Here is a 25,705-nt window from a genome sequence, read left to right as displayed (position 1 = left end):
ATCACAGGCTAGGTAAAAGCTTGGTAGTGATCAGCTCGTTCAGGCAACGCGACGCCAACAGCTCAGTCGCCGCATTGATGTCTGGCGCGAAGAAACGGTCCTTCTCATAGAACGGCACTTCGTTACGCAGGATGGCGCGGGCCTTTTCCAGCTTCGGCGAAGTCTTCAGGCCATTGCGCAGGTCCAGGCCCTGAGCGGCGGCAAGCCATTCCACAGCCAGGATGCCACGGGTGTTCTCGGCCATCTCCCACAGACGCTTGCCCGCAGCCGGGGCCATGGACACGTGGTCCTCCTGGTTGGCGGACGTCGGCAGGCTGTCCACCGAATGCGGATGGGACAGCGCCTTGTTCTCGCTGGCCAGCGCCGCGGCGGTCACCTGGGCGATCATGAAGCCGGAGTTCACACCGCCATTGGCCACCAGGAACGGCGGCAGTTGCGACATGTGCTTGTCCATCATCAGCGAGATGCGACGCTCGCTCAGGGAGCCGATTTCAGCGATGGCCAAAGCCATGTTGTCAGCGGCCATGGCCACCGGTTCGGCGTGGAAGTTACCGCCGGAAATCACGTCACCTTCAGCGGCGAACACCAGCGGGTTGTCGGAGACGGCGTTGGCTTCGATCGCCAGCACTTCGGCAGCCTGGCGGAACTGGGTCAGGCAGGCGCCCATGACTTGCGGCTGGCAACGCAGGGAGTACGGGTCCTGGACCTTCTCGCAGTTTTCGTGCGAATCGGAGACTTCACTGCGCTCACCCAGCAGATCACGATAAGCGGCTGCAGCGTCGATCTGGCCTTTCTGGCCACGAGCGGCGTGGATGCGCGCGTCGAACGGCGAGCGCGAGCCCAGCACGGCTTCGACGGTCAGGCCACCCAGGGCCAGGGCGCCAGCGAACAGGTCTTCGCCTTCAAACAGGCCACGCAGGGCAAACGCGGTGGACACTTGCGTGCCGTTGAGCAGCGCCAGGCCTTCTTTCGCGGCCAGGGTCAGCGGGGTCAGGCCAGCGACTTTCAGCGCTTCGGTGGCTTCCATCCACTCGCCCTTGTAGCGCGCCTTGCCTTCGCCCAGCAGTACCAGCGACATGTGCGCCAACGGTGCCAGGTCGCCGGAGGCACCAACCGAGCCTTTCAACGGAATGTGTGGGTAAACCTCGGCGTTGATCAGGGCGATCAGTGCGTCGATGACAACGCGGCGGATGCCGGAGAAACCACGGCTCAGGCTGTTGACCTTGAGTACCATGACCAGGCGCACCAGTGCGTCGCTGATCGGCTCGCCGACACCGGCGGCGTGGGACAGCACCAGCGAGCGTTGCAGGTTTTCCAGGTCTTCGCTGGCGATGCGGGTCGAAGCCAGCAGGCCGAAACCGGTGTTGATGCCGTAGGCGGTGCGGTTCTCGGCAAGAATCTGCTCCACGCAGGCAACGCTGGCTTCGATCTGGGCCGCGGCGCTGTGGTCGAGGGTGATTTTGACCGGTTGCTGATAAACATCACGCAGTTGGGCAAGGCTCAGTTGGCCAGGAATCAAATTAAGCGCAGTCATTTCATGCTCCTTTTGAGAGTTTGTTATTAACTACCAGACGCTCCGGATAATTCCGTTGTCCGTCGCTTCCCCCTTTTGTGAGGGGGCTGGCGCCTTGGCACGCTGGTTTTGTATGGAAATCAGTTCAGATTCGGTAACGCCTTTTGCAACAAAGCCGGGTCTTTCAAAATGCTGGCGGCGGCGGCGATGTCCGGCGCCAACCAGCGGTCCTGATCGTAGGCCGGGACACGCTCGCGCAGCAGGTGCCATGCGGCATCGGTGCCGGCGCCGAAGCGTTGCTCTTTGAGGAATTCAAAGGCCTGGGCTGCCAGCAGGTACTCGATGGCGAGAATCTGCGTGCAGTTTTCCAGCGCGCGATGCAGCTTCAGCGCGGCGTTGGTGCCCATGCTCAAGTGGTCTTCCTGCAAGCCTGAAGTCACGTAGTTATCGAGCACTGCCGGCTGCGCCAGTTGACGGTTTTCCGCGCACAGTGAAGCGGCGACGTACTGCACGATCATCATCCCGGAGTTCACCCCCGGATTGGCCACCAGGAATGCCGGCAGACCGCTGACGTGCGGGTTGATCAGACGGTCCAGGCGGCGCTCGGCAATGGAGCCGATTTCCGCCATGGCGATGGCCAGCAGGTCCGCCGCCAGCGCCACCGACTGGCCGTGAGGGTTGGCCTGGGACATGACCCGGAAGTTGTCCGGCGTACCCAGCAGCAACGGGTTATCGGTGCAGCCGTTGAGTTCGGTTTCGACTTGCTTGATGGCGTGATCGAGCTGATCGCGAGCGGCGCCGTGCACCTGTGGAATCGAGCGGATGCTCAATGCATCCTGGGTACGAATGCCTTTGCTCTGGGCGATCACTTCACTGCCATCGAGCAGCGCGCGCAGGTTGATCCCGACCTGTTGCATGCCCGGGTGCGGCTTGAGCGCAATGATCTCGGCATCGAACGCAGCAATCTGCCCACGCTGGGCCTCGAAGCTCATGGCGCTGATCACGTCGGCCCATTGCAGCAGGCGCGTGGCGTCGGCAATGGCCAGGCAGCTGAGGCCGCTCATGCACGGCGTGCCGTTGACCAGGCACAGACCGTCCTTGGCGCCGAGTTGAACCGGTTGCAGGCCTTCTTCGGCCAATGCCTGTTGCGAAGGCACGACTTGCCCACGATAGCTGACGTTGCCGACACCCAGCAGGGCGATGCTGATGTGGGCCATGTGGGTCAGGTAACCGACCGAACCCTGGGACGGCACTTGCGGGGTGATGCCGCGATTGAGCAGCTCCAGCAGGGCTTCGACCACCCGACGATGCACGCCGGATTTGCCTTGGGTGAAGTTGAGGATCGCAGCGCACATGATGGCGCGGGTCTGCTCGTCGGCCAACGGTGCGCCAACGCCACAGGCGTGGCTGAGCAGGGTATTGCGCGACAGCTGGCTCAGTTGTTCGTCTTTGAGCGAAACGTTGCACAAGGCGCCCAGGCCAGTGTTCACGCCATAGGCGCGTTCGCCGCTGGCGACGATGCGCTGGACGATCGCCTGCGCATTTTCGATTCGTGCCCAGGCCTGCGTCGACAGCTCAAGCTGTGCGCCATGACGGGCTACGGCAACCACATCCTGCCAACGCAACGGGGCATTGGCGATAACGATTTTTTCAGCCTGGGACATCATTAACCTCTTGAGCTTGATCGTTCCCACGCTCTGCGTGGGAATGCCGCCTGGGACGCTCCGCGTCCCGATATCAACACAAGGCTCGAGCCCTGCGCATGGGTGACGCAGAGCGTCACGGGATGCGTGCCCACGCAGAGCGTGGGAACGATCATCACACCACCGCCGCCCGACGCTGCACGAACCGGTCGACATACTCATCCGCCGGCGAATGCAGGATCTCTTTCGGCGTGCCGACCTGAATCAGGCGCCCGTCCTTGAGGATCGCGATGCGGTTGCCGATGCGCACGGCCTCGTCGAGGTCGTGGGTGATGAAGACGATGGTCTTGTGCAGGGTCTTTTGCAGTTCCAGCAACTGGTCCTGCATTTCGGCGCGAATCAACGGGTCGAGGGCACTGAACGCTTCGTCCATCAGGATGATGTCGGTGTCCGCCGCCAACGCCCGGGCCAAACCTACACGCTGACGCATGCCGCCGGAGAGCTGGTGCGGGTATTTGTTTTCGTAGCCCTTGAGGCCCACGGTGTTGATCCAGTGCAGCGCGCGCTCGGCGCACATCTGCTTACTCTCGCCACGGATTTTCAAGCCGTAGGCGACGTTGTCCAGCACGCTCTTGTGCGGCAACAGGCCGAAGCTCTGGAACACCATGCTGATCTTGCGCCGGCGAAATTCGCGCAGGGCTTCCATGTCGTATTGCAGGATGTCCACGCCATCCACCAGGATCGCGCCGCTGGTCGGGTCGATCAGGCGATTGAAGTGGCGCACCAAGGTGGATTTGCCCGAACCGGACAAGCCCATGATCACGAAGATCTCGCCGCTGCCAATGCTCAGGGACAGATCGTTCACGCCGACCACGCAGCCGGTTTCGGACAGCACCTGATCCTTGGTCTTGCCCTGGCCAACCATCGCCAAGGCATCCTTGGCGCGGTTGCCGAAAATCTTGAAGACGTTCTTGACTTCGATCTTGCTCACGGTTGCGTTGTTCATTTGCTCACCTCATGCCGTGCGCGACCGTACGCCTGTGTAATGCGGTCGATCACCACTGCCAGAATCACGATCGCCAGGCCGGCTTCCAGGCCGCGTCCGACGTTGAGGGTCTGAATCCCCACCAGCACGTCTTCACCCAGGCCACGGGCACCGATCATCGAGGCGATCACCACCATCGACAGGGCCATCATGGTGGTCTGGTTGATCCCGGCCATGATGCTTGGCAGGGCCAGCGGCAATTGCACACCGAACAGTTGCTGCCAACGGTTGGCACCGAAGGCGTTGATGGCTTCCATCACCTCGCCGTCAACCTGGCGAATACCCAGGTCGGTCAGGCGGATCAGCGGTGGCGCGGCGTAGATCACGGTGGCGAAAATCGCCGGGACCTTGCCCAGGCCGAACAGCATCAGCACCGGGATCAGGTACACGAAGCTCGGCATGGTCTGCATGATGTCCAGCAACGGCATCAGCACCGAACGCAGGCGATTGCTGCGGGCCGAGAGGATGCCCAACGGGATGCCGATCAGCACCGAAATGACCGTGGCCACCATCATCAGCGCCAGGGTCTGCATCAGCTTGTCCCAGAGGCCGACGGCGCCCACCAGGAACAGCAAGCCGACGATGACCGCCGTGGTCACCACTTTGCGGGTCGCGTGCCAGGCAACGCCCGCCACGATCGCCAGCATCAGCCACCAGGGCGCCGCACGCAGCAGCCCTTCAAGATTGACGATGGCCCACAACAGGGTGTCGGAGATGCTGCGGAACACATCGCCGTAGTTGGTGACCAGCGAATCGACCCAACCGTTGACCCAGTCGGCGATGGAAAAGGTAAAGCTTTCGGGAAACATAAGAGACTCTCAATCAAGGGGTTGCGATCAAGCATCCGACTGCCGCTGCCGACAGCCGGAGAAGCCCAACCTACAAGGCCGCGTCGATTTTCTTGGCTGCGTCTTCACTTACCCAGGCGTGCCAGACTTCAGGATGTTCCTTCAGGAAGATCTTGGCCAGTTTTGGCGACTCGATCCGCTCTTTGGTCATGCGGCCCAGGTTCTGGTTCAGCAGGTCGATTGGCACGTTGACCTTTTCCAGCACGGCCACCAGTTCCGGTGCTTGTTCGTGGAAAGTCTTGGACAGGCCGACCTTGATGGTCACGGTCTTGTTCACACCCGGTTTCTCTTCGAGTTTCACCACGTCGACCTGGCCCATCAACGGCGTTGGCGACCAGTAGTAGAACAGGATCGGCTCGCCACGCTTGTAGCTCGACAGCACCGCGGCATCCAGCGCCGGGCCGGTGCCTGGGCGGAAGTTGGTGTAGGTGCTTTCCAGGCCGTAGCTTTTCAGCATTTCGCTGTTGTCCAGCTCACAGGTCCAGCCGGCCGGGCAGTTATAGAAACGCCCTTTGGATGGCTCTTCGGCGTCCTTGAACACGGCAGAGTATTTGCCCAGGTCAGCGATGTTCTTCAGGTCCGGGGCCTTGGGTTCCAGCTTACGCTTGGCATCGCCTTCGATCACGTAGCGCGGCACATACCAGCCTTCGATCGCACCGACGACCGGAGCGCCAACACCGACGACCTTGCCGGCCTTCTCGGCCTTGTTCCAGACCTCGCTGCGGCCGACCCACTCTTCGGCGAATACCTGGATATCGTTACTGCTCAGGGCGTTTTCCATGGTGATGGAGTTACCCGGCAGGCTGTCGGTCTTGCAGTCGTAGCCTTTTTCCAACACGACTTGCATCACGTCGGTCAGCAGCATGGCGCTTTCCCAGTTCAGGCCAGCGAATTTCACCGGTTTGCCCGACTCGCACCAACCCGCCGCCTGAGTGGCGCCGGCACTGGCCAGCAGGCCCATGGAAAGCAATGTGGTCAGCAGGGTCTTGTTCGATTTCATTGTAGTGACGCTCCTAATCATGAATTGGCTTACGGCAGTCAAGAGGCATCCAGCCCTGTCCACGTCCAATCAGGCCTGCGCCGCAGCGCGACCGGCCCCGCTTGTTTTAGGTTGTACAACGCTGTCCTGCTCGACCGGCAGAATCAGGTGATCAGGTACTGCTCCGTGCCATTTTTTCGCACACACGTAATACAGGGCTGCGGGAATCACCAGACCGATGATCCAGGAAATATCCACACCACCCAGGGCATTCACCAGCGGACCGGTATAGAACTTGGTGGCGATGAACGGCAGCTGCACCAGCACACCGAAAACATAGACGCTGATACCGAGGGTGTTCCAACGGCCGTAGCGACCGTTCGGATCGGCCAGCGCCGGCACGTCATAGCGCTCGCGGGTGATGCAGTAGTAGTCCACCAGGTTGATCGCACTCCAAGGAGTAAAGAACGCCAGTAGGAACAGGATGAAAGACTTGAACGCGCCGAGGAACGAGTGCTGACCGAGCAACGCCATCAGGGTCGCAGCACCGACGATGACCAGCACGAACACCAGACGCTGCAAGTGCGTTACCTTCAGGTCACCACGGAAACCGCTGATGATGGTCGCAATGCACATGAAGCTGCCGTAGGAGTTGAGCGTGGAGATGGTGACCTTGCCGAACGCAATGCTGAAATACAGCAGCGCAGCGGTGGCACCGGTACCGCCCAAACCAACGATGTAGGCCACTTCGTGGCCGGCGAATTGTCCGTTGGCCGAGGCAGCGGCAAGCACGCCGAGGATCATCGCCACCTGTGCGCCAATCACCGAACCTGCGCCAGCGGCGAAAAAGGTTTTCACCGAGGAAGTCTTGCTCGGCAGGTAGCGTGAATAGTCAGCCACGTAAGGGCCGAAGGCGATCTGCCAGGACGCCGCGAGCGACACCGCAAGCAGGAAGCTGCTCCAGCTGAAGTGGCGGATTTCCAGCAGTGCGCCAACGTCAGTCTGGCTCATCAGACGGCTGAACAGGTAAACGAAGGCAATCACACCAATGACGCTGGCAACACGGCCAATCCAGTGGATCACCCGATAACCGAGTACCGTGACCAGAACGATGACACTGGCGAAGATGAGGATACCGACGGTGTCACTGACGCCAAACAACTGGCCCAGTGCCTGTCCGGACAGCACGGTGCCCGTTGCGGTGAAGCCGAGGTACATCAGGCAGACCAGCACGATCGGGATGGCCGCGCCATATACGCCGAACTGCACACGGCTGGAGATCATCTGCGGCAGGCCAAGCTTGGGCCCTTGCGCAGCATGCAGCGCCATGACGCCGCCGCCGAGCAGTTGACCGATCAGCAGGCCGATCAACGACCAGAACACGTCACCGCCCAACACCACGGCCAGGGCCCCAGTGACAATCGCGGTGATTTGCAGGTTGGCACCCATCCACAGGGTGAACTGGCTGAACAGACGACCGTGTCTTTCCGCTTCCGGGATGTAGTCGATCGAACGTTTCTCGATCAACGGTTTGTTGCCTGCACGTTCGTTGCTGACAGCCATGGTTCAACCTCTGTGGATTGTTATTCTGGGTGGTGATCCCCTGTAGGAGCGGGCTTGCCCGCGAAGGCGCCTTTCCTGACACACCGAGGTGCGTCATTCGCTGGCGAGCCAGCTCCTACAAGTTTGCGTCGGCCAAAGCCGGCTTTTTATTTACCGGTGATCATCGGCAAGTTCAGCCCTTGTTCCTTGGCGCAGTCGATCGCGATCTGGTAACCCGCATCGGCGTGGCGCATGACACCAGTCGCCGGGTCGTTGTGCAGGACGCGAGCGATACGCTCGGCCGCTTCATCGGTACCGTCGCAGACAATCACCATGCCCGAGTGCTGGGAGAAGCCCATGCCGACGCCGCCGCCGTGGTGCAGGGACACCCAGGTCGCGCCGCTTGCGGTGTTGAGCAGGGCGTTGAGCAGTGGCCAGTCGGAAACGGCATCGGAACCGTCCTGCATCGATTCGGTTTCGCGGTTCGGGCTGGAAACAGAACCGGAGTCCAGGTGGTCGCGACCGATCACGATTGGCGCGGACAACTCACCGCTGCGTACCATTTCGTTGAACGCCAGGCCCAGTTTGGCGCGCAGGCCCAGGCCAACCCAGCAGATACGCGCCGGCAGACCCTGGAAGCTGATGCGCTCGCGCGCCATGTCCAGCCAGTTGTGCAGGTGGGCGTCGTCCGGAATCAGCTCTTTTACCTTGGCGTCGGTCTTGTAGATGTCTTCAGCGTTGCCCGACAGCGCAGCCCAGCGGAACGGGCCGATGCCACGGCAGAACAGTGGGCGGATGTAGGCCGGTACGAAGCCTGGGAAGTCGAATGCGTTTTCCACGCCTTCTTCCTGGGCCATCTGACGGATGTTGTTACCGTAGTCGAAAGTCGGGATGCCCATTTTCTGGAAATCCAGCATCGCTTTAACGTGTACGGCCATCGATTGCTTGGCGGCCTTGACCACGGCAGCAGGCTCGGTCTTGGCGCGAGCGCGGTACTCTTCCCAGGTCCAGCCCGCTGGCAGGTAGCCGTTCAGTGGGTCGTGGGCGCTGGTCTGGTCGGTGACCATGTCCGGACGCACACCGCGACGGACCAGTTCCGGCAGGATTTCAGCGGCATTACCCAGCAGGGCGATGGAGATCGCCTTGCCTTCCTTGGTGTATTTGGCGATGCGCGCCAGAGCGTCGTCGAGGTCTTTGGCTTGCTCGTCGACGTAGCGGCTGGTCAAACGGAAATCGATGCTGACCTGCTGGCATTCGATGTTCAGCGAGCAAGCGCCGGCCAGGGTTGCAGCCAGAGGTTGAGCGCCACCCATGCCACCCAGGCCTGCGGTCAGGACCCAACGACCTTTCAGGTCATCGTTGTAGTGCTGGCGACCCGCTTCGACGAAGGTTTCGTAGGTGCCCTGGACGATGCCCTGGCTGCCGATGTAGATCCAGCTGCCGGCAGTCATCTGGCCGTACATGGCCAGGCCTTTGGCGTCGAGCTCGTTGAAGTGTTCCCAGTTGGCCCATTTTGGCACCAAGTTGGAGTTGGCGATCAGTACGCGCGGGGCATTGGCGTGGGTCTTGAACACGCCGACCGGCTTGCCGGATTGCACCAGCAGGGTCTCGTCGTCGTTCAGGTTGGTCAGGCTCTCGACGATCTTGTCGTAGCATTCCCAGTTACGTGCCGCACGACCGATACCACCGTAAACCACCAGCTCTTTAGGGTTCTCGGCGACTTCCGGATCGAGGTTGTTCATCAGCATGCGCAGCGGCGCTTCGGTCAGCCAGCTCTTGGCGGTCAGCTTGTTACCGCGGGCAGCGCGGATTTCAACGTCACGAAACTTGGTAGTTTTATTGTCAGTCACGAAAAAGACTCCTCAGCGATCAATCCAAACCAACCCTGGCGGTGGGTAAGCCAGCCTGTGCGCGTCAACGCGCAACAAGCGAATCAGTGGACGTTGCGGGGAGTCTCGATCGACTCATACGCATACGTCTTTACTTGTACATACAAGCATATGCAATCAAGCGGCCAACTTGTTGGATGGGCATTCAAGAAAAATTCTGAAATGGCTGGAGAGCGCCTGGATCAAGGGTTCCGGCGTAGATGAAATTTTTCGAGGGGATTTTTTGAAGAGTGGGCGTGCTGTTACTTGAGCGTGGTTTTGCGCCACGCTGGGGCGTTCGGTAACAAAGTGGTGCGCGTTCGGGAACGTATTTGATGGTGGAAAAAGCTTCGCGGGCAAGCCTCGCTCCTACGGACGGTGGTATCTGTAGGAGCGAGGCTTGCCCGCGAAGGGAACGACTCGGTATTGGATCAGCGTGCAGACAGCTCAATCACACAGCAGGCACCATTGCTGGCGACTTCCAGCAACCCGGTGTTACCGACAAGTTGCAAACAATCATGACGACCAAGCTGCGAAGCACTGTTACCGACCTTCACTTCCAGCGCATCGCTCACGCTGAACACCAGAACAATCCCAGCCTCACTGAAAAACCGCTGTTCACCGCTCAACCATTGCAACCGCGCGCTGTAACGCTGTGGCGCATAAATCAGGTTGAAATCGCGGATCGGTCCACCCAGCAAAGTGCAGGACACCTGGCTCTCGCCGCTGAAGGCAAATGGATCGATGGGTAACAACGGCCGCGTGACCTGACCGTCCACCGACAAAGTCATGCCGTCGCCCTGCAGCACAGTGATGATCCGTTCGTAACCGGCGAAGGTGGAAAACCCGCCCGACTCGCCGATGTCGGCAATCGACAGGCGCCAGCCGAAACCATCGAGGCCAGTGCCGGCGTCGCGAGTGATTTCTTCGGTACTGCCGCCGCCGTTTTTCCACGGCATGCGCGGGTAATCTTTGGCGCGTAAAACTTTCAGCTCATTCATTTGTGGAACCGACCTTCCAGACGATGACGGGAACCCGGGTGAATCAAGCGAGCAGCGGTCACCGGCTGACGCCCCGACCAGGTGCGGCGACGGATCAGCAGGCACGGCTCGCCTTTTTCAATCTGCAGCAACTTGCATTCGGACGGCTCGGCCAGAATCGCCTCGACCACGTGCTCGCCTTCGGTCAGCGGCGCGACCTGGTTCAGATAGGCGTATGGCGTTTGCAGGGTGAAGTCCTGCTTGAGGTAGTCGGGCGCCACCAGTGCGTTGACGAAACGGTCTTCGATTTGCACCGGAATGTCGTTTTCGAAATGCACGATCAGCGAGTGGAACACTTTCTGCCCTTCGCGCATGTCCAGCGCCAGGGCGCGCTCGGAGCCGGCAGCCTCTTCTTCAAGGGTGATCACCTTGCAGGTGTGGCGATGGCCACGGGAAGCGATTTCGTCGGCGATGTTGTGCACTTCGAACAGGGCGGACTGGCTTTTCGGCTCGGCGACGAAGGTCCCGACGCCCTGCATGCGCACCAACAGACCGTCGGCGGTCATTTCGCGCAAGGCACGGTTGATGGTCATGCGGCTGAAACCCAGCTGGCTGACCAGCTCGCTTTCCGACGGAACGCGGTAGTGCGGTGGCCAGTTACCGCTGTCGATTTGCTGGGTGATCATCTGTTTGACGCGGGCGTACAAGGGCGCCGGACTGTCGCCCATGTTCGCGGCCAACGGAGAGACTGGAGGCGGAGTCGGCACGGTTAATCCTTGGTCATTTGGTTGATGTCGCTAGCTTGCCGGAGTTTACCGGGCAGGCAAACGTCTGTATATGTATATACAAATAACACACGATGGGGTGCTGAACCATGTCCGCCTTCTTTGCCGAACGCGCGCTGCTGCCTAACGGATGGGCCAACAATGTACGTCTTGAGGTCAGCGCCGATGGCGTCCTGACCCATATCCAGGCCGATTCCCATGCAGATGACGCCGAACGGTTGAGCGGTCCGCTGCTGCCAGGCATGCCGAACCTGCACTCCCACGCCTTCCAACGGGCCATGGCCGGGCTGGCGGAAGTGGCAGGTAACCCGAATGATAGTTTCTGGACCTGGCGCGACCTGATGTATCGCCTCGTCGGAAAAATCAGCCCGGAGCAACTCGGCGTCATTGCCCGCCAGCTGTACATCGAAATGCTCAAGGCCGGTTACACCTCGGTCGCAGAATTTCATTATGTGCACCATGACCACAACGGCCAGCCTTATGCCGACCCGGCCGAACTGGCCCTGCGCATCAGCCAGGCCGCCAGCGAAGCCGGTATTGGCCTGACCTTGCTGCCGGTGCTCTACAGTCATTCCGGTTTCGGTGGCCAGAGCCCGAACGACGGCCAGCGCCGCTTCATCAACAGCACCGAGAATTACCTGAAGCTGCAATCGCGCCTGCAACCCCTGCTGGCTCAGCAGAAGGCCCAGTCCCTGGGTTTGTGTTTCCACTCATTGCGCGCGGTCACACCGCAACAGATCAGCGAAGTGCTGGCGGCCAGCGACAAGCAATGCCCGGTGCACATTCACATCGCCGAACAGCAGAAGGAAGTCGACGACTGCCTGAGCTGGAGCGGTCGCCGTCCTCTGCAATGGCTGTATGAAAATACCGAGGTCGATCAGCGCTGGTGCCTGGTCCATGCCACTCACGCCAACCCGGAAGAAGTCACGCTGATGGCGAAGAGTCGCGCCATCGCCGGCCTGTGCCTGACCACCGAAGCCAACCTGGGCGACGGGATTTTCCCGGCAGTGGATTTTCTCGCCCAGGGCGGGCGCATGGGCATCGGTTCCGACAGCCATGTGTCGTTGAGCGTGGTGGAAGAACTGCGTTGGCTGGAATACGGGCAGCGTCTGCGCGATCAGCGGCGTAACCGGTTGTATGGCGCGGACCAGCCGATGGTCGGTCGCACGCTGTTCGACGCGGCACTGGACGGCGGCGCGCAGGCGTTGGGGCAACCGATTGGTGCGCTGGAAGTGGGTAAACGCGCGGATTGGCTGGTGCTGGATGGCAACGATCCATACCTGGCCACGGCGAGCGGCGATGGAATCCTGAATCGCTGGCTGTTTGCCGGTGGCGATCGTCAGGTGCGTGATGTGCTGGTCAATGGCCAGTGGGTGGTGCGTGACGGGCGGCATGCCGGGGAAGAGGAAAGCAATCGCGCCTTCACTCAGGTCCTGCGCGAACTCCTTGGCTGACCCAAAACCCTGCTACTGATCGTTCCCACGCTCTGCGTGGGGACGCAGCCGGGGACGCTCCGGGTCCCAAAGCGTGACACGGAGCGTCACAAGAGGCATTCCCACGCAGAGCATGGGAACGATCATCTAATACCTCAGTCCGAGGTCTTCGCCATCTGCGTATCCGTTGCCCGCCAGATCAGCCGCGTGGTGTCATAACCCTGCTGACGCGCCTTGCTCAGCAACTCTTCACGCACTACACCATTGACGGTCGGGGTGCGCGCCAGCAACCACAGGTAACGACGACTCGGGTCGCCAACGATGGCCGTCTTGTAGTCATCGCTGACGTACAACACCCAGTATTCGCCCTTCGCCACGCCCGGTATCAACCTTGAAAACCAGGTATCGAATTCGACCCACAATTTGTCGCTCTTGCCTGGCACTTGTGGATACGCCGTGCCCTTGACCTCTTCCCATTGCCACTGTGCCGTCAGGCAGCGATTCAACACCGCGACGTTACCGTCAGGCTTGAGCGTGTAGTGGGCTTCGGATTGCGCGCAGTCGCGCTGGAAGTACATCGGCATTCGCGCCAACTCGTACCAGGTACCTTGATAGCGCTTGAGATTGACACTGTTGGCGGTTTTGGGCGCCAACGGATCCTGGCCAGAACTGGCACAGCCGGCCAACACCAGGCCGGCAAAAAGCATGATCAATAACCGCTTCATTGTTTTTCTCCCGCGGGCCCGTGGCCCCGGTTTACTTCAGGCCTTGGCCGGAAAACATCAACACTTTGTCACCGGCGAACTGCACGCTGATAAAGCTGTTCTTGTCGCCCCATGTGCAACTGGACATGCCGAGCGCGCCCGAGCAATCGGTGGGTTTGCCCAGCAGGGTCTCAACTTCGGCCTTGGCCATTCCTGACTCCAGCTTGGAGTAGTTTTCCTGATTGACCTTGCTGCACGCAGCCAACAACACGCAAAACGACAGCAGGGCGATGGATCGCAGCGACATGTGAAACTCCACGGACGAGGGTATTGGCATGACTGCCAAGCTGAACCTTAGAAGAGAAAACCCCAGTCTGGTTCCCTTCCCGACGGGCTATTTATCAGGCCGCTCGTCTGCCTTTGCGCGAATTTTCAAGCACTTCGTCCTGCTGCCGGGTATTTCGTCGTTTTTTGCATGAAGCGCCTAATCTTTGGCGCCGTCCAGTCGACATACAGGCAACGCAAAGCCACGCCCGTGACATTTGCCTCCCTTTTGTTGACCAGTTCTCCTGCGGTAGCTCATCCAATGACCAGAAACATGAAATTCAGCCACAAGATCTTGTTGGCTGCCGCCCTCGTGGTGGCCGTCGCATTCGCTTGTTTCATCCTGTTCAACGACTATCGCCAGCGCCAGACCTTGCGTAGCAGCACCGAAGCCTCGATGCAGGAACTTGGCAGCCTGACCACCAGCAACATCCAGACCTGGCTGGAAAGCCGCATGCAGTTGCTGCAATCCATGGCCCAGCAGGTCAGCGCCGACGGCAACGCCCCTGCCAGCCTGAAACGCATCATCGACCTGCCCGCCTACACCGGCAATTTCCAGCTGAGTTACTTCGGGGGCGCCGATGGCGTGATGTTCTCGGTCCCGGCGGGTAATCGCGCGGCAGACTACGACCCGCGCGCCCGCGGCTGGTACAAAGCTGCCAACAGCGCACAACAGACCGTCGTCACTGAACCGTACATCGCCGCATCTTCCGGCAAGCTGGTGATCACGGTGGCAACTCCGGTTCAGCGCCAGGGCCAGATGATTGGTGTTGCAGGCGCCGACATCGACCTGTCCAGCGTCAGTGCGATCATCAACTCGCTGAACTTCGGCGGCCACGGCCATGCCTTCATCGTAGGCGCCGACGGCAAGATCCTGATTCACCCGGACAGCAAATGGGTGCTCAAAAATCTCACCGACGCATACCCCAATGGTGCGCCGAAAGTCAGCCCGGGCATGAAAGAGGTCGAGATCGATGGTAAAAGCCAGTTCATTTCCTTCACCCATGTCAACGGCGTGCCGTCGGCGGATTGGTACGTGGCGCTGGTGCTGGACCAGGACACCGCGTTCTCGATGCTGAGCGAATTCCGCACCTCGGCGATCATCGCCATGGTGATTGCAGTGGTGATCATCATCACGTTGCTGGGCATGCTGATCAGTGTCCTGATGCAGCCGTTGCTGACCATGGGCCGTGCCATGCACGACATCGCCGAAGGCGAAGGTGACCTGACCAAACGCCTGACCATCCACGGCCACGACGAATTCGGCGCACTGGGGCTGTCGTTCAACCGTTTCGTCGAACGCATCCACACCTCGATCAGCGAAGTGTCCTCGGCCACGGGCCAGGTCAACGAAGTGGCCCTGCGCGTGGTCGCCGCATCCAATTCTTCGATGTTCAACTCCGACCAGCAAGCCTCGCGCACCAGCAGCGTGGCCGCCGCGATCAATCAGCTTGGCGCCGCCGCCCAGGAAATCGCCCAGAACGCCGCCCTCGCCTCGCAGCACTCGAGCGATGCGCGCACGTTGGCCGAAGAGGGCCAGCAGGTTGTGGATAAAACCATCTCGGCGATGCACCAGCTGTCAGCAAAGATCAGCGACTCGTGCGGCAACATCGAGACGCTCAACAGCAATACCGTCAACATCGGGCAGATTCTGGAAGTGATCACCAGCATCTCCCAGCAGACCAACCTGCTGGCGCTCAACGCGGCGATCGAAGCCGCGCGCGCCGGTGAAGCCGGACGTGGTTTTGCGGTGGTCGCCGACGAAGTGCGCAACCTCGCCCACCGCACCCAGGATTCGGCGCAGCAAGTGCAGAAGATGATCGAGGAACTGCAAGTCGGCGCCCGGGAAGCGGTAACCATCATGACCGACAGCCAGCGCCAGAGCGAAAGCAGCGTTGGCATCGCCAACCAGGCCGGCGAGCGCCTGGGCAGCGTGACCCAGCGCATCGGCGAGATCGACGGCATGAACCAATCCGTGGCGACGGCAACGGAAGAGCAGACGGCCGTGGTGGAATCGATCAACGTCGACATCACCGAGATCAACACGTTGAACCAGGAGGGTGTGGAGAACCTGCAGTCGACCTTGCGTGCGTGCGCTGACCTGGAGCAACAGGCGGCGCGCTTGAAGCAGCTGGTCGGCAGTTTCAGGATCTAAGGCGCTCTAACCGACCTCATCGCGAGCAGGCTCGCTCCCACAGGGAATCTGCGCCGGTCACAAAATTTGTGTCCGGCGGCGATCCAATGTGGGAGCGAGCCTGCTCGCGATGACGGCATCAACCGCAACGAATATTCAGAACCGTGAACCCGGTTTCGCCAGAAACTCCAACTCTTCAGTCGTAGATTTGCGCCCCAACACCGCATTGCGATGGGGAAACCGTCCAAACTGCGCGATCACTTTCTGATGCCGCTCGGCAAAATCCAAATAATCGGCAAACAATGCCCGATCACTCTCCGGTTGTTGCGCCACCAGATCGATATAGCGCGAGACGCCTTCGTTCTGCACCGCGAGGTTCTCGCTGTGTTCGAACACCAGGAGGATAAACACCTGCTGAATCGGTGATAACTGCCGATCAAAATCCGCGGCAATGCCTTGGGCGACGAGCTTCTGGGCCCGCAGATCACCGGAGAAGGCTTTGGGGGTGTCGCGAAAGATCATGCGCGGGAGTTGATCGAGCAACAGTACCAGCGCCAGCCAACCTTCGGGACGTTGCATCCACTCGGTCAATCCGCCGGCCAGTGCCTGCTCGACCTGGTCCCCGAAACGCTCGCGCGCCTCGAGGTCCTGGCTGTCACGCTTGCCAAACCACAACTTGCCCTTGTCAGCCGCGATTGCCCTGGCTGTTTCGGCTGTACCGAACCACCAATCGAGCAACGGCTGCCAGGGCGCGTTCATGGTTTACTCCTTGTGGTAAGCCGTAACGCGTGCAACTTCTTCTTTCGAGCCGAGGAACACCGCTACGCGCTGGTGCAGGCCTTCAGGCTGGATGTCGAGAATGCGCTGGTGACCATTGGTGGACGCGCCGCCCGCCTGTTCCACCAGGAACGACATCGGGTTGGCTTCGTACATCAGGCGCAGTTTGCCCGGCTTCGACGGCTCGCGGCTGTCGCGTGGGTACATGAACAAGCCACCACGGGTCAGGATGCGATGCACGTCGGCGACCATCGCGGCCACCCAACGCATGTTGTAGTTCTTTTTCAGCGGGCCTTCATCGCCTGCCAGCAGTTCGCCAACGTAGCGCTGAACCGGAGCTTCCCAGTGACGCTGGTTGGACGCGTTGATCGCGAATTCCTGGGTGGTTTCAGGAATGGTGATGTTTTCGTGGGTCAGTACGAAACTGCCCATTTCACGATCCAGGGTGAAACCTTTCACGCCGTGGCCCAGGGTCAGGATCAGCATGGTCTGTGGACCGTAGATCGCGTAACCGGCGGCGACTTGCTGGGTACCTGGCTGCAGGAACGCCTTTTCATTCAAAGGCTCGTTCTGGCTCAGGTATTCGTTCGGGCAACGCAGTACCGAGAAGATGGTACCAACCGGGGCGTTGATGTCGATGTTCGACGAACCGTCCAGCGGGTCGAATACCAACAGGTACGCGCCTTTCGGGTATTTGCCCGGGATCTGGTAGGCATTGTCCATTTCTTCGGACGCCATGCCGGCCAGGTGACCGCCCCATTCGTTGGCTTCGAGCAGGATCTCGTTGGAGATCACGTCGAGCTTCTTCTGCACTTCGCCCTGGACGTTTTCAGTGCCCATGCTGCCCAGAACGCCACCGAGGGCGCCTTTGGACACGGCGTGGTTGATCTCCTTGCAGGCACGCGCCACCACTTCGATCAGGAAGCGCAGATCGGCAGGAGTGTTGTTGCTGCGGGTCTGCTCAATCAAATAGCGACTCAAGGTAACGCGGGACATGGAAGGCTCCGGAGGAATGGGGGACTAAAAACCCGCGCAGTTTAACGCGAGTCGGGGCGCATTTCCTCCTATCAGACGTGATCGGCTCAAGAGAGTTCATGCGCGGGGGTCAGCGTAGTCGGAAATTGCCTCCTTTTGTAGGAGCGGGCTTGCCCGCGAACTGGCGCGCAGCGCCAGCCATTCTCAGGTATTGGCTGGCGGCTTGCGCAGCAGACTGAACGCCATTGCCGCCAGGAACAACACGCCAAGCAACAACACCGCCCACAAGCCAAACTTCTTCCAGTCGATGCCCTCCGATACCGGCACGGTCGACACCATCGGGGGCTCCGACGCCCCACCATCAACCGACGCCTGGCCCAACGTCGCCAGCTTCGCCGCGCTGTAATCCGGAATCAGCGTCGATAACGGCAGGCTCGCCGCCTTCACCGTCGCATTGCCCAACGCCAACCTGAAAGGCCCAGGCCCCCGTGCCAGAAACACCAATTGCGTTGCCCGCACGGCAAACTTCAGCGTTGGCGCTTGAGCGCCCAAGCCACCGCCGCGCTCGTCCACGGTCAGTTTCAACTGTTGCACCGCTTGCCCCGGCAACTGCAATTGGTTCTGCACCACGTCCTCGCCACTCTGGGTCAGGCGATAGAGCAAGCCATTGTTCAATGGTTGCCACGGCAAGCTGCTGTCGCGACGCCCAGACAGGATGACCGGTGCCAGGCTGTTGGGTTGACTCAACTCAACCTGCACACGCTCGACGTTCAACACCCTCGGTAACTGCCAGGTGTATTCCCCTGCCTTCACGCTACTGCCATCCAACGCATGGGACCAGACCAACGGCAGCGGCAAGCTGCGCACGCTTTGCAGCTGCGCCGATGTCAGTGTCGGTGCCGATTGCGGCGTGTCCCACAGCAAGCGCAGATAGCGTGCCGACTGCCCCGGCAGGCTGACCTCATGCTGCTCGACCCGTTCATCGGCAAACGTCAGCCGCGCCAGTTGCCCCTCGCCCCAGGACTGCCAATGCTGCAAATCGTCGCTGGCCTCGATGCTGAACCGCTGGAAGCCATCGCGCTCGCTGGTCCAGTCGAGTATCAGCTGCTGCAACGGCGCCTTGATGGCGCTGGCATCCAGCAGCCAGCCACGTAACGCTTCCTCCCCCACCTCCAGCTCAGTGGAAGGCTGCACCTGGACCAGGGTGCCGTTGGCATTCGCTTGCACCCGCACGTTCGGGGCATGTTCGGTGGCGTCCGCCGAGTCGTACAGCGGGAACCATTTGACGTCAGTCAGCGTGCGGTTGTCGTCAGCTTGTGCGCTGGCCTGGGACAGGGCATAGGCTTGCGGTGCGCCAACGGCGTTGAACACGCGCACATCACTGAGGTCGGCCTGCCGTGCGCTCAACTGCGCGGCCAGGGGTAGCTCAAGGCGATACCATGGACCTTCACCGCTCACGGCCAATGGCACTTGCGTGGCGAAGTCCGCCGGTGTTTCCTGGGCCCGTGTTTCCTGGGCAGAGACAGTCAGTGCCAAGCCCATTGCGATACCCAACCAGACCAGGTTCAGCTTCTGACTCAAGACGACACTCCTTGGGTTTGCGGTGCCGGTTTCTCGGGATCCGCCACGGTTTCGACGCGCCTGGGTGGCAACGGGGCGAAATAGCCCACTACCAGCAGCAACACGCCAACGCCGATAAACGACACGATACGCGCCAGCCCGCCACGGTTGCTCAATTCCACAAAGAACAATTTCGCCACCACCACGCCGATCAGGGCCGCACCGACCAACCAGACCTCACGCCGGTGACGCAAATGGCCACCAATCATCAAACCCAGCGCCATCAAGGTCCAGACGATGGACAGGCCGGCCTGGACCCGCATGGATTCGAGCAAGGCCTCCAACTCGAACGGCACGCCGCCCCAATGGTGAGCCGTGCGCATCACCAGGGCCGTGAAGAACAGGAACAGCGAAACACCGACGATCAGTTGCACAGCAGCGGCATAGCGCCTGCGGACCGCCAGTTGCGCCATCTCGGAGCGGGACCAGGTGTAGACGCCGAACAACGCAAATAGCAGGCCCAAATCCAGCGGGTTGACCAGCGGTACATAGGGCAAGGGCTCAGCCTTGCCATCACTGACGATATTGGCCAGCCATAACCAGCCCAGCATCAACAATGCCAAAGGCGCGGCGGCATACACGCGGTATTCGCGAGCGTAGGCCGACACCGGCCAGGGCCAGGCACGGGGCGCCGCCATCAGCACCAGGTACAGGCTCGGCAGTAGCGCCCAGCCCAGCCAGCGCCAGGCGTTGTACTGCTCGGACAACAGCAGCAAGCCATAACGCAGCTCAAGCGCCAGCACACCGATCAGCAGCCAGCATCCGATTACGTGGGCACTGCTCAGGACAGCGCTCGGCAGCATGGGCGCCAAGCGCCGCAGGGAGACGAAATGCACGACGAACACCACGGCCCACAGCAGCCAACCGACGTTGGCCGCCGGATGAAAACGCGGATGCCAGGCGGCGAGCAACACCAGGCCGGCGGCCGGGATCAGCAAGGTGCAGAGCACACCCAGCGCGGGCCACGCCAGGCGCAGCGCCAACACGGCCCAGAGCGCCACGCTGATTGCCGCGGCCGCCAGCATCAACGTGGCCTGCAGGGGCAACGGTGCAAACAGCAGCACTTCACTGACCCAAGCCAGGGCCCACCACCCCGCGCCCCACGCCAGCAACGCCCAGGACAAGCGCTGCAGGTTCACGCGATCGATCACCGTGACAGCAACGCCGATGTGCAAACGCCACGCCCCGATCAACGCGACCAGGCCCAGCATCAGCGGCGACCAGAATCCGGCATGGGCCAAAGGGCGCAAGCCTTCGCTGGCCAGCGGTTCAGCCACCAGGAACAACACGCCGCCCAGCACCTGAACGACCAATGCACCCAGCAGGAAGGTGGCCGAGGGCAGCCGCAGAGCGACGAACAACGTCAGCAGCCCGGCCAATGCCCAACTGATTGACGTGCCATGGGCGAAAAAGAACATCGGCGCCAGCAAGTAGACAAACGTCAGGCCGAGAGCGGCAAGGACCGGCGGGACATGCCGTTCCCAAGAGGAAATCTGCCCAGGCAAGGCCTTGTGCAGCTGATGGAAACTGAACAGCAGTGCGCCGCCCAGCATCAACGCCCCCAGCGGCGTGCCCTCAAGCAGGCTGCTCTCGCCGGTGCGCAGTTCACTGAGAAACACCAGCGCCGCGCCCGCCTGCAACAACAAGGCAAACGCTCGGGCGAGCGGACGTTGCTGGCGCAGACCCAACCAGAAAATCCCCGCGCCTTCCACCGCCCATGCCGCGCTCGTCCATCGCGCATCCAGCCCCAGGGGAATCGCCAGGCTGGTGAAAATCACACCCAGCGCCAGGCAGGTTTCCGCCAACAGCAATGCGCGTCCGCCCATCAGCAAACGAGCTAGCCCCATGTAGATCATACCAAGCGCCAGGGCGCTGAAGGCGGCAGCGAACTCCAGATGCTGAACCAGGGCGAATTGCAATCCAAAGCCAACCAACGGCGGACCGAACAGCAGCGTCCCGTCGACGTAATCACCCTTGCGCGCGGACCAGCGCAACAGCGCTTCACGGCTTTCATCCTCGGGCGCGTCACCCATTTGCAGCAATTTACGTCGGGCGAACAACAAGCCGATGGCCAGGTACATCACGAAGAACAGAATCAGGAAGGGCTCGGTGCTCCACAGCAACTCTGGCGTATAGGAGCGCAAACCCCAGGCGAGCCCGATACCGAAGGTGCCGGTAAAACCGATGACGTTAAGCAAGCGCCAGGCCTTGAACCAGGCGATAACGAGGATGCCGGCGTTGAGCAGGGCGAAGTAACTGAACAGCGCGACGTGACTGCCCGCACCTGTGGAAGCCAGCAAGGGCGCGGCGAATCCGCCCAGCGCGGCGGCGGCAGCCAGGCCCAGTGCATCCTGGGTAATGGCCAGGATCGCCGAAAACACCGTCACCGCCACCAACAGGCCAAACGCCGCCGAGGGATCGAGCAACGGATGCAGGCGCATCGCGGCAAACACCGTCAGGTACAGCACGGCGATTGCGGCGCCTTGTAGTATCAAGGCGTAATCGTTATTACGCGTCCGCAGCCACCAGCCAAGGCCGAGCAACCCCAATGCAACCGCCGCGACACCGGCGTAGCGCAACTCGATCGGCACCACCATGCCCTCGGTGGCGTAGCGCAGCAGGAAGGCCAGGCCGAGGAACAACAGCACCACACCCACCCGCAGCACGGTGTTGCCACCCAATAGCCAGGCACGCGCAGCGTTGATGGCGCGCTCGACGAGGTTTGGTTCAGGGGGATTGGCGCGTTCGCGGTCGGTTGGCGCGGGTTTCCACGCGTCCAGGGGCTGCGCATGCCTTGTTTGGTTAACCGCTGCGGCGACCGGTTCCAGTTCGGGCGGCAGTTCCCAGATCAGCTCCGGGGTTTCTACAGTGGCTTGAGTGACCGCGATGTCCGCAACCGGAACGGCAGGGCTAGCTTCAGGCGCCTTGATCCCAGGCCCCTCCAGCACAGCCAGCCGTTGCTCGACCTCCCGCAGTGAAACCTGCGCCTGTTCAAGCAGGCGACGCTGCTCGCTAGCTTGCGATCCCAGCCTGCCGATGTGAATGGCCTGTCCGATGCCCAGCCCGAGCAAGGCGCCCAGCAACGCATCACTGAACGACTCGTCGAGTATCCAGCCCAGCACCAGGCCCACAAGCATGAACATCCATTGCATGGTCGATATCCCTAAGCGCAATCCAGGAAGATTAGCGCAGCCAGCTCCAAAAAGATCGCAGCCTCCGGCAGCCCTTACAAGGGCATACAAATCCCTGTAGGCGCTGCCGGAGGCTGAGATCTTTTACGGCTGCCAGTCTATCGATCCGCTGAAAGCGTTACTCCAACGCCTTCCAGATCTCCGTGGCGTACTCGCGAATCGTCCGGTCGGACGAAAACCAGCCCATGCGCGAGGTGTTCAACACCGCCGAGCGCCACCATTGCTCGGAATCGTGCCAAAGGGCTTCGACGCGCATTTGCGCATTCCAGTAGGAATCGAAATCGGCGCAGACCAGGAAGCGGTCGTAGTCCACCAACGAATCGATCAGCCCGGCGTAACGGGAAGGATCATCCGGCGAGAACACCCCACCGCGGATGGCTTGCAATACATCGTTGAGTCGATGGGACGCGGCAATGTCCGGCACCGCGCTGAACTCGTGGTTCTGCTTGCGCGCTTCAACCTGCTGGGCACTGAGGCCAAAGATGAACATGTTCTCGACGCCGATGCGCTCGGACATCTCCACGTTGGCACCGTCCAGCGTGCCGATGGTCAATGCACCGTTGAGGCCGAATTTCATGTTGCTGGTGCCCGAGGCTTCAAAGCCGGCCGTGGAGATCTGCTCGGACAGGTCCGCCGCCGGAATGATGCTCTCCGCCAGGCTGACGTTGTAGTTGGGCAGGAACACCACTTTGAGCAAGCCGCGTACAGTCGGGTCGTTGTTCACCACCCGGGCAATGTCGTTGGTCAGCTTGATGATCAACTTGGCCTGGTGATAACTGGCCGCCGCTTTACCGGCGAAGATCTTCACCCGTGGTACCCAGTCGATTTCCGGTTCCGCACGAATCGCCTGGTACAACGCCACGGTGTGCATCAGGTTGAGCAGCTGGCGCTTGTATTCGTGGATCCGCTTGACCTGCACGTCGAACATCGCCGCCGGGTTGACCGCCACGCCCAATCGCTCATGAATCAGGTAGGCCAGGGCCTTTTTGCTGTGCAGGCGTTGTTCGGCGAACGCTTTACGGAACGCCGCCTTATCGGCGAACGGCTGCAGCTCGAGCAAGCGCTCCTCGGGCTTGTCCAGCAGGTCCTGGCCGAGTGCATCGACCAGCATCGAGGTCAGCTCCGGGTTGGCCTGGTACAGCCAGCGGCGGAACGTGATGCCGTTGGTCTTGTTGTTGATCCGCTGCGGATAAAGCTTGTGCAGCTCGGAGAACACCGTCTTGCGCATCAGTTGCGTGTGCAGGCCGGATACACCGTTGACACTGTGCGAGCCGAGGAACGCCAGGTTACCCATGCGCACGCGTCGACCGTTGTCTTCCTCGATCAAGGACACCGCGCGCAACACGTCGAAATCGTGGATGCCCTTGGCCCGCAGCGAGTCGATGTGCTGGGCATTGATCAGGTAAATGATCTGCATGTGCCGTGGCAGCATGCGCTCCATCAGGCCCACCGGCCAGGTTTCCAGCGCCTCGGGCAGCAGGGTGTGGTTGGTGTAGGAAAGCGTGTCGACCGTGACCTGCCACGCCGCATCCCATGCCACGTCGTAGACATCGACCAACTGGCGCATCAACTCGGCCACGGCAATCGAGGGGTGGGTGTCGTTGAGCTGGATCGCTGCGTGATCGCCCAGGGTCAGCACCGAGGTGTGCATGTTGCGATGGCGGCGCAGCAAATCCTGCAGGGATGCGGCGACGAAGAAGTATTCCTGGCGCAACCGCAGCTCCTGGCCGGCCTCGGTGCTGTCCGCCGGGTACAGAACCCGCGAGATACTTTCGGCCCGGGCCACTTCGGCCACCGCCCCCAGGTGGTCACCGGCGTTGAAGCGTTCCAGGTGCAAATCTTCCATGGCCCGTGCGCGCCACAGCCGCAGAGTGTTCACGCTAGCCCCGCGCCAACCGACCACCGGCGTATCATAGGCAATGGCCCGCACGGTTTCCGCCGGATGCCAGACTTGCTTGGACTTGCCGTTTTCATCGGTCACGGTCTCGACGCTGCCGCCAAAGCCGATCGGATAAACCACTTCCGGCCGCTCGAACTCCCAGGGGTTACCGAAATCCAGCCAGTGTTCGGTCTGCTCCTGCTGCCAACCGTCGACGACGGCCTGACGGAACAAGCCGTGCTCATAACGAATGCCGTAGCCATGGCCCGCGATCCCTAAGGTCGACATGCTTTCCATGAAGCACGCCGCCAGTCGTCCGAGACCACCGTTCCCCAACGCCGCATCGGGCTCCAGCAGGCGGATGCGTTCAAGGTCGACGCCCAGCTCGGTCAGGGCTTCGCGTGCCACGTCGAGCAGGCCGAGATTGCTCAGGCTGTCGTAGAGCAGCCGACCGATCAGGAATTCCAGGGAGAGGTAATAAACCCGTTTCTGTCCTTTGCGGTAAATCTGCCGGGTGTGGTCCATCCAGTGCTCGACCATGTGATCGCGCGCTGCCAGGGCAATGGCTTCGAACCAGTCATGGTCAAAGGCGTGATCCGGGTCTTTGCCCACCGCGTAGGTGAGTTTGGTCAAGACGGCGTCGCGGAATGCGGCCACCTCTGCTTCGCGAACAAGTGGTTCTTGAGTCATCGATTGGACCTCGAGCGAGCTTGGAATTGTCTGAGACTAGACGGTCTGACAGACGGTATAGCCTCTGGTTCGGCAGTTTTTCCTGTTAATGCGCGTCAAGCTGGCAATGCATTGTCATGTACCTGAATCAATGCAGGGGCCGTGCCGGATTAGCCGTGCTGCTGCATGTCCGTGAAAAAAACTGGCGAAAGGTTGTTCAAAAATCCACCAGTCCCGGTATGATCGCGCGCCCTGATGCACACGCTGGTAACAACCGATGATGAAGCCGAACCTGATCGCCGCCGCGGAGATCGACCGACTCGATACCTGGGCCAAGTACTCTGCCCCAATGTGCGGCTCCTGCCTATCGAGCTGTTGCACCCTGCCGGTCGAGGTCAAGATCAAGGACCTGATCCGCATCGGCATCGTCGACGAGTTCGAACGCGGCGACCCGCCAAAGAACATCGCCAAGCGCCTGCAGAAGGAAGGGATCGTCGAGCGCTACAACCAGAAATCCGAGATCTTCACCCTCCAGCGCATGAGCAACAACGATTGCCTGTACCTGGATCGTAAGAGCCGTCTGTGCACTATTTATGAAAAACGCCCGGATACGTGCCGCAACCACCCGAAAATCGGCCCTCGGCCAGGGTATTGCGCGTACAAGCCAAAAGAAGTGGTGCGCGAGACCAATTCGCGGAGTATCGAGCGCTTCTGATCATCTCTGATATTGGTGGCGTCTGAGCGGCCGCCATCGCGAGCAGGCTCGCTCCCACAGGGGATCTTTGGTGCACACAAA

General features: G+C 61.0%; 20 protein-coding genes. 4 read left to right on the top strand and 16 right to left on the bottom strand.

The genetic code is table 11. From position 1 onward, the window contains the following. Position 1: 1 nt before the first annotated feature. The 9 genes from hutH (HFK74_RS13250) to hutC all read right to left on the bottom strand — a co-directional run bounded on the left by hutH (HFK74_RS13250) (position 2) and on the right by hutC (position 11,146). On the bottom strand, positions 2 to 1,534 hold the full coding sequence (hutH, locus tag HFK74_RS13250; protein WP_180203892.1) for a histidine ammonia-lyase: 1,533 nt from the start codon (positions 1,532 to 1,534) through the stop codon (positions 2 to 4). A 119-nt stretch (positions 1,535 to 1,653) separates the two neighbouring features. Next, complete coding sequence (gene hutH, locus HFK74_RS13245; RefSeq protein WP_180203891.1) at positions 1,654 to 3,177, bottom strand: histidine ammonia-lyase; 1,524 nt, start codon at positions 3,175 to 3,177, stop codon at positions 1,654 to 1,656. Positions 3,178 to 3,331: 154 nt separating this feature from the next. Further along, a complete protein-coding gene (locus HFK74_RS13240) occupies positions 3,332 to 4,162 on the bottom strand; it encodes a glycine betaine/L-proline ABC transporter ATP-binding protein (RefSeq protein ID WP_180203890.1) in 831 nt (276 codons plus the stop codon). Next, positions 4,159 to 5,010 carry a proline/glycine betaine ABC transporter permease gene (locus HFK74_RS13235; protein ID WP_008058061.1) on the bottom strand — a complete coding sequence of 284 codons (852 nt, stop codon included), beginning with the start codon at positions 5,008 to 5,010 and terminating at the stop codon, positions 4,159 to 4,161. The genes HFK74_RS13240 and HFK74_RS13235 overlap by 4 nt, the downstream gene beginning before the upstream one ends. A gap of 70 nt (positions 5,011 to 5,080) precedes the next feature. After that, complete coding sequence (locus tag HFK74_RS13230; protein ID WP_180203889.1) at positions 5,081 to 6,049, bottom strand: ABC transporter substrate-binding protein; 969 nt, start codon at positions 6,047 to 6,049, stop codon at positions 5,081 to 5,083. Between the two features lie 69 nt (positions 6,050 to 6,118). After that, positions 6,119 to 7,591 (bottom strand): cytosine permease, encoded by a 1,473-nt coding sequence (locus HFK74_RS13225; RefSeq protein WP_180203888.1) that lies wholly within the window; start codon positions 7,589 to 7,591, stop codon positions 6,119 to 6,121. Between the two features lie 146 nt (positions 7,592 to 7,737). Then, positions 7,738 to 9,420 (bottom strand): urocanate hydratase, encoded by a 1,683-nt coding sequence (gene hutU / locus HFK74_RS13220; RefSeq protein WP_180203887.1) that lies wholly within the window; start codon positions 9,418 to 9,420, stop codon positions 7,738 to 7,740. A gap of 449 nt (positions 9,421 to 9,869) precedes the next feature. Further along, entirely contained in the window at positions 9,870 to 10,439 is a 570-nt protein-coding gene (locus HFK74_RS13215) for a HutD family protein (RefSeq protein WP_180203886.1), read from the bottom strand. Continuing rightward, positions 10,436 to 11,146 (bottom strand): histidine utilization repressor, encoded by a 711-nt coding sequence (gene hutC / locus HFK74_RS13210; protein WP_162135916.1) that lies wholly within the window; start codon positions 11,144 to 11,146, stop codon positions 10,436 to 10,438. The genes HFK74_RS13215 and hutC overlap by 4 nt, the downstream gene beginning before the upstream one ends. Before the next feature lie 146 nt (positions 11,147 to 11,292). On the opposite strand from hutC, the gene HFK74_RS13205 reads away from it, so the two are divergent. Beyond that, positions 11,293 to 12,657 (top strand): formimidoylglutamate deiminase, encoded by a 1,365-nt coding sequence (locus HFK74_RS13205; protein WP_180203885.1) that lies wholly within the window; start codon positions 11,293 to 11,295, stop codon positions 12,655 to 12,657. 134 nt (positions 12,658 to 12,791) lie between these two features. Here the strand turns inward: HFK74_RS13205 and HFK74_RS13200 are convergent, their stop codons facing one another. Both HFK74_RS13200 and HFK74_RS13195 read right to left on the bottom strand, forming a co-directional pair. Then, a complete protein-coding gene (locus HFK74_RS13200; protein WP_180203884.1) occupies positions 12,792 to 13,361 on the bottom strand; it encodes a lipocalin family protein in 570 nt (189 codons plus the stop codon). A 31-nt stretch (positions 13,362 to 13,392) separates the two neighbouring features. Next, complete coding sequence (locus HFK74_RS13195; protein WP_180203883.1) at positions 13,393 to 13,647, bottom strand: hypothetical protein; 255 nt, start codon at positions 13,645 to 13,647, stop codon at positions 13,393 to 13,395. Positions 13,648 to 13,675: 28 nt separating this feature from the next. Between HFK74_RS13195 and HFK74_RS13190 the strand changes: the two genes are divergently transcribed. Together HFK74_RS13190 and HFK74_RS13185 are read left to right on the top strand one after the other, a co-directional pair. After that, on the top strand, positions 13,676 to 13,819 hold the full coding sequence (locus HFK74_RS13190; protein ID WP_180203882.1) for a hypothetical protein: 144 nt from the start codon (positions 13,676 to 13,678) through the stop codon (positions 13,817 to 13,819). Positions 13,820 to 13,926: 107 nt separating this feature from the next. Continuing rightward, complete coding sequence (locus HFK74_RS13185) at positions 13,927 to 15,819, top strand: methyl-accepting chemotaxis protein (protein ID WP_218953670.1); 1,893 nt, start codon at positions 13,927 to 13,929, stop codon at positions 15,817 to 15,819. Positions 15,820 to 15,954: 135 nt separating this feature from the next. Here HFK74_RS13185 and HFK74_RS13180 read toward each other — a convergent pair whose 3' ends face one another. From HFK74_RS13180 to HFK74_RS13160, 5 genes are all read right to left on the bottom strand, one after another. Continuing rightward, the gene (locus tag HFK74_RS13180) at positions 15,955 to 16,557 is read right to left on the bottom strand and encodes a DUF924 family protein (protein WP_180203880.1); all 603 of its coding nucleotides are present in this window, start codon (positions 16,555 to 16,557) and stop codon (positions 15,955 to 15,957) included. 3 nt (positions 16,558 to 16,560) lie between these two features. After that, complete coding sequence (locus HFK74_RS13175; protein ID WP_180203879.1) at positions 16,561 to 17,571, bottom strand: class 1 fructose-bisphosphatase; 1,011 nt, start codon at positions 17,569 to 17,571, stop codon at positions 16,561 to 16,563. 183 nt (positions 17,572 to 17,754) lie between these two features. Beyond that, the gene (locus HFK74_RS13170) at positions 17,755 to 19,131 is read right to left on the bottom strand and encodes a DUF3999 domain-containing protein (protein ID WP_180203878.1); all 1,377 of its coding nucleotides are present in this window, start codon (positions 19,129 to 19,131) and stop codon (positions 17,755 to 17,757) included. Continuing rightward, the gene (locus tag HFK74_RS13165; protein WP_180203877.1) at positions 19,128 to 22,322 is read right to left on the bottom strand and encodes a DUF2339 domain-containing protein; all 3,195 of its coding nucleotides are present in this window, start codon (positions 22,320 to 22,322) and stop codon (positions 19,128 to 19,130) included. The genes HFK74_RS13170 and HFK74_RS13165 overlap by 4 nt, the downstream gene beginning before the upstream one ends. A 157-nt stretch (positions 22,323 to 22,479) precedes the next feature. Further along, the gene (locus tag HFK74_RS13160) at positions 22,480 to 24,930 is read right to left on the bottom strand and encodes a glycogen/starch/alpha-glucan phosphorylase (RefSeq protein ID WP_180203876.1); all 2,451 of its coding nucleotides are present in this window, start codon (positions 24,928 to 24,930) and stop codon (positions 22,480 to 22,482) included. A 256-nt stretch (positions 24,931 to 25,186) separates the two neighbouring features. Here HFK74_RS13160 and HFK74_RS13155 point away from each other — a divergent pair, with 256 nt between their 5' ends. Further along, complete coding sequence (locus HFK74_RS13155) at positions 25,187 to 25,624, top strand: YkgJ family cysteine cluster protein (protein WP_008058557.1); 438 nt, start codon at positions 25,187 to 25,189, stop codon at positions 25,622 to 25,624. Positions 25,625 to 25,705 lie beyond the last annotated feature (81 nt).

Source organism: Pseudomonas sp. SbOxS1, assembly GCF_013416725.1.
Lineage (GTDB): Bacteria > Pseudomonadota > Gammaproteobacteria > Pseudomonadales > Pseudomonadaceae > Aquipseudomonas.
This window is presented reverse-complemented; position numbering and strand designations above follow the sequence as displayed.

What these genes read in the sequence shown, in the direction of transcription:
- HFK74_RS13240 (WP_180203890.1), bottom strand. Translation starts at nt 4,162, where the DNA reads ATGAACAACGCAACCGTGAGCAAGATCGAAGTCAAGAACGTCTTCAAG.
- HFK74_RS13205 (WP_180203885.1), top strand. Translation starts at nt 11,293, where the DNA reads ATGTCCGCCTTCTTTGCCGAACGCGCGCTGCTGCCTAACGGATGGGCC.
- HFK74_RS13160 (WP_180203876.1), bottom strand. Translation starts at nt 24,930, where the DNA reads ATGACTCAAGAACCACTTGTTCGCGAAGCAGAGGTGGCCGCATTCCGC.
- HFK74_RS13200 (WP_180203884.1), bottom strand. Translation starts at nt 13,361, where the DNA reads ATGAAGCGGTTATTGATCATGCTTTTTGCCGGCCTGGTGTTGGCCGGC.
- HFK74_RS13190 (WP_180203882.1), top strand. Translation starts at nt 13,676, where the DNA reads ATGACTGCCAAGCTGAACCTTAGAAGAGAAAACCCCAGTCTGGTTCCC.
- hutH (WP_180203891.1), bottom strand. Translation starts at nt 3,177, where the DNA reads ATGTCCCAGGCTGAAAAAATCGTTATCGCCAATGCCCCGTTGCGTTGG.
- hutC (WP_162135916.1), bottom strand. Translation starts at nt 11,146, where the DNA reads ATGGGCGACAGTCCGGCGCCCTTGTACGCCCGCGTCAAACAGATGATC.
- HFK74_RS13195 (WP_180203883.1), bottom strand. Translation starts at nt 13,647, where the DNA reads ATGTCGCTGCGATCCATCGCCCTGCTGTCGTTTTGCGTGTTGTTGGCT.
- HFK74_RS13165 (WP_180203877.1), bottom strand. Translation starts at nt 22,322, where the DNA reads ATGCAATGGATGTTCATGCTTGTGGGCCTGGTGCTGGGCTGGATACTC.
- HFK74_RS13185 (WP_218953670.1), top strand. Translation starts at nt 13,927, where the DNA reads ATGACCAGAAACATGAAATTCAGCCACAAGATCTTGTTGGCTGCCGCC.
- hutH (WP_180203892.1), bottom strand. Translation starts at nt 1,534, where the DNA reads ATGACTGCGCTTAATTTGATTCCTGGCCAACTGAGCCTTGCCCAACTG.
- HFK74_RS13180 (WP_180203880.1), bottom strand. Translation starts at nt 16,557, where the DNA reads ATGAACGCGCCCTGGCAGCCGTTGCTCGATTGGTGGTTCGGTACAGCC.
- HFK74_RS13175 (WP_180203879.1), bottom strand. Translation starts at nt 17,571, where the DNA reads ATGTCCCGCGTTACCTTGAGTCGCTATTTGATTGAGCAGACCCGCAGC.
- HFK74_RS13235 (WP_008058061.1), bottom strand. Translation starts at nt 5,010, where the DNA reads ATGTTTCCCGAAAGCTTTACCTTTTCCATCGCCGACTGGGTCAACGGT.
- HFK74_RS13155 (WP_008058557.1), top strand. Translation starts at nt 25,187, where the DNA reads ATGATGAAGCCGAACCTGATCGCCGCCGCGGAGATCGACCGACTCGAT.
- HFK74_RS13215 (WP_180203886.1), bottom strand. Translation starts at nt 10,439, where the DNA reads ATGAATGAGCTGAAAGTTTTACGCGCCAAAGATTACCCGCGCATGCCG.
- HFK74_RS13230 (WP_180203889.1), bottom strand. Translation starts at nt 6,049, where the DNA reads ATGAAATCGAACAAGACCCTGCTGACCACATTGCTTTCCATGGGCCTG.
- HFK74_RS13225 (WP_180203888.1), bottom strand. Translation starts at nt 7,591, where the DNA reads ATGGCTGTCAGCAACGAACGTGCAGGCAACAAACCGTTGATCGAGAAA.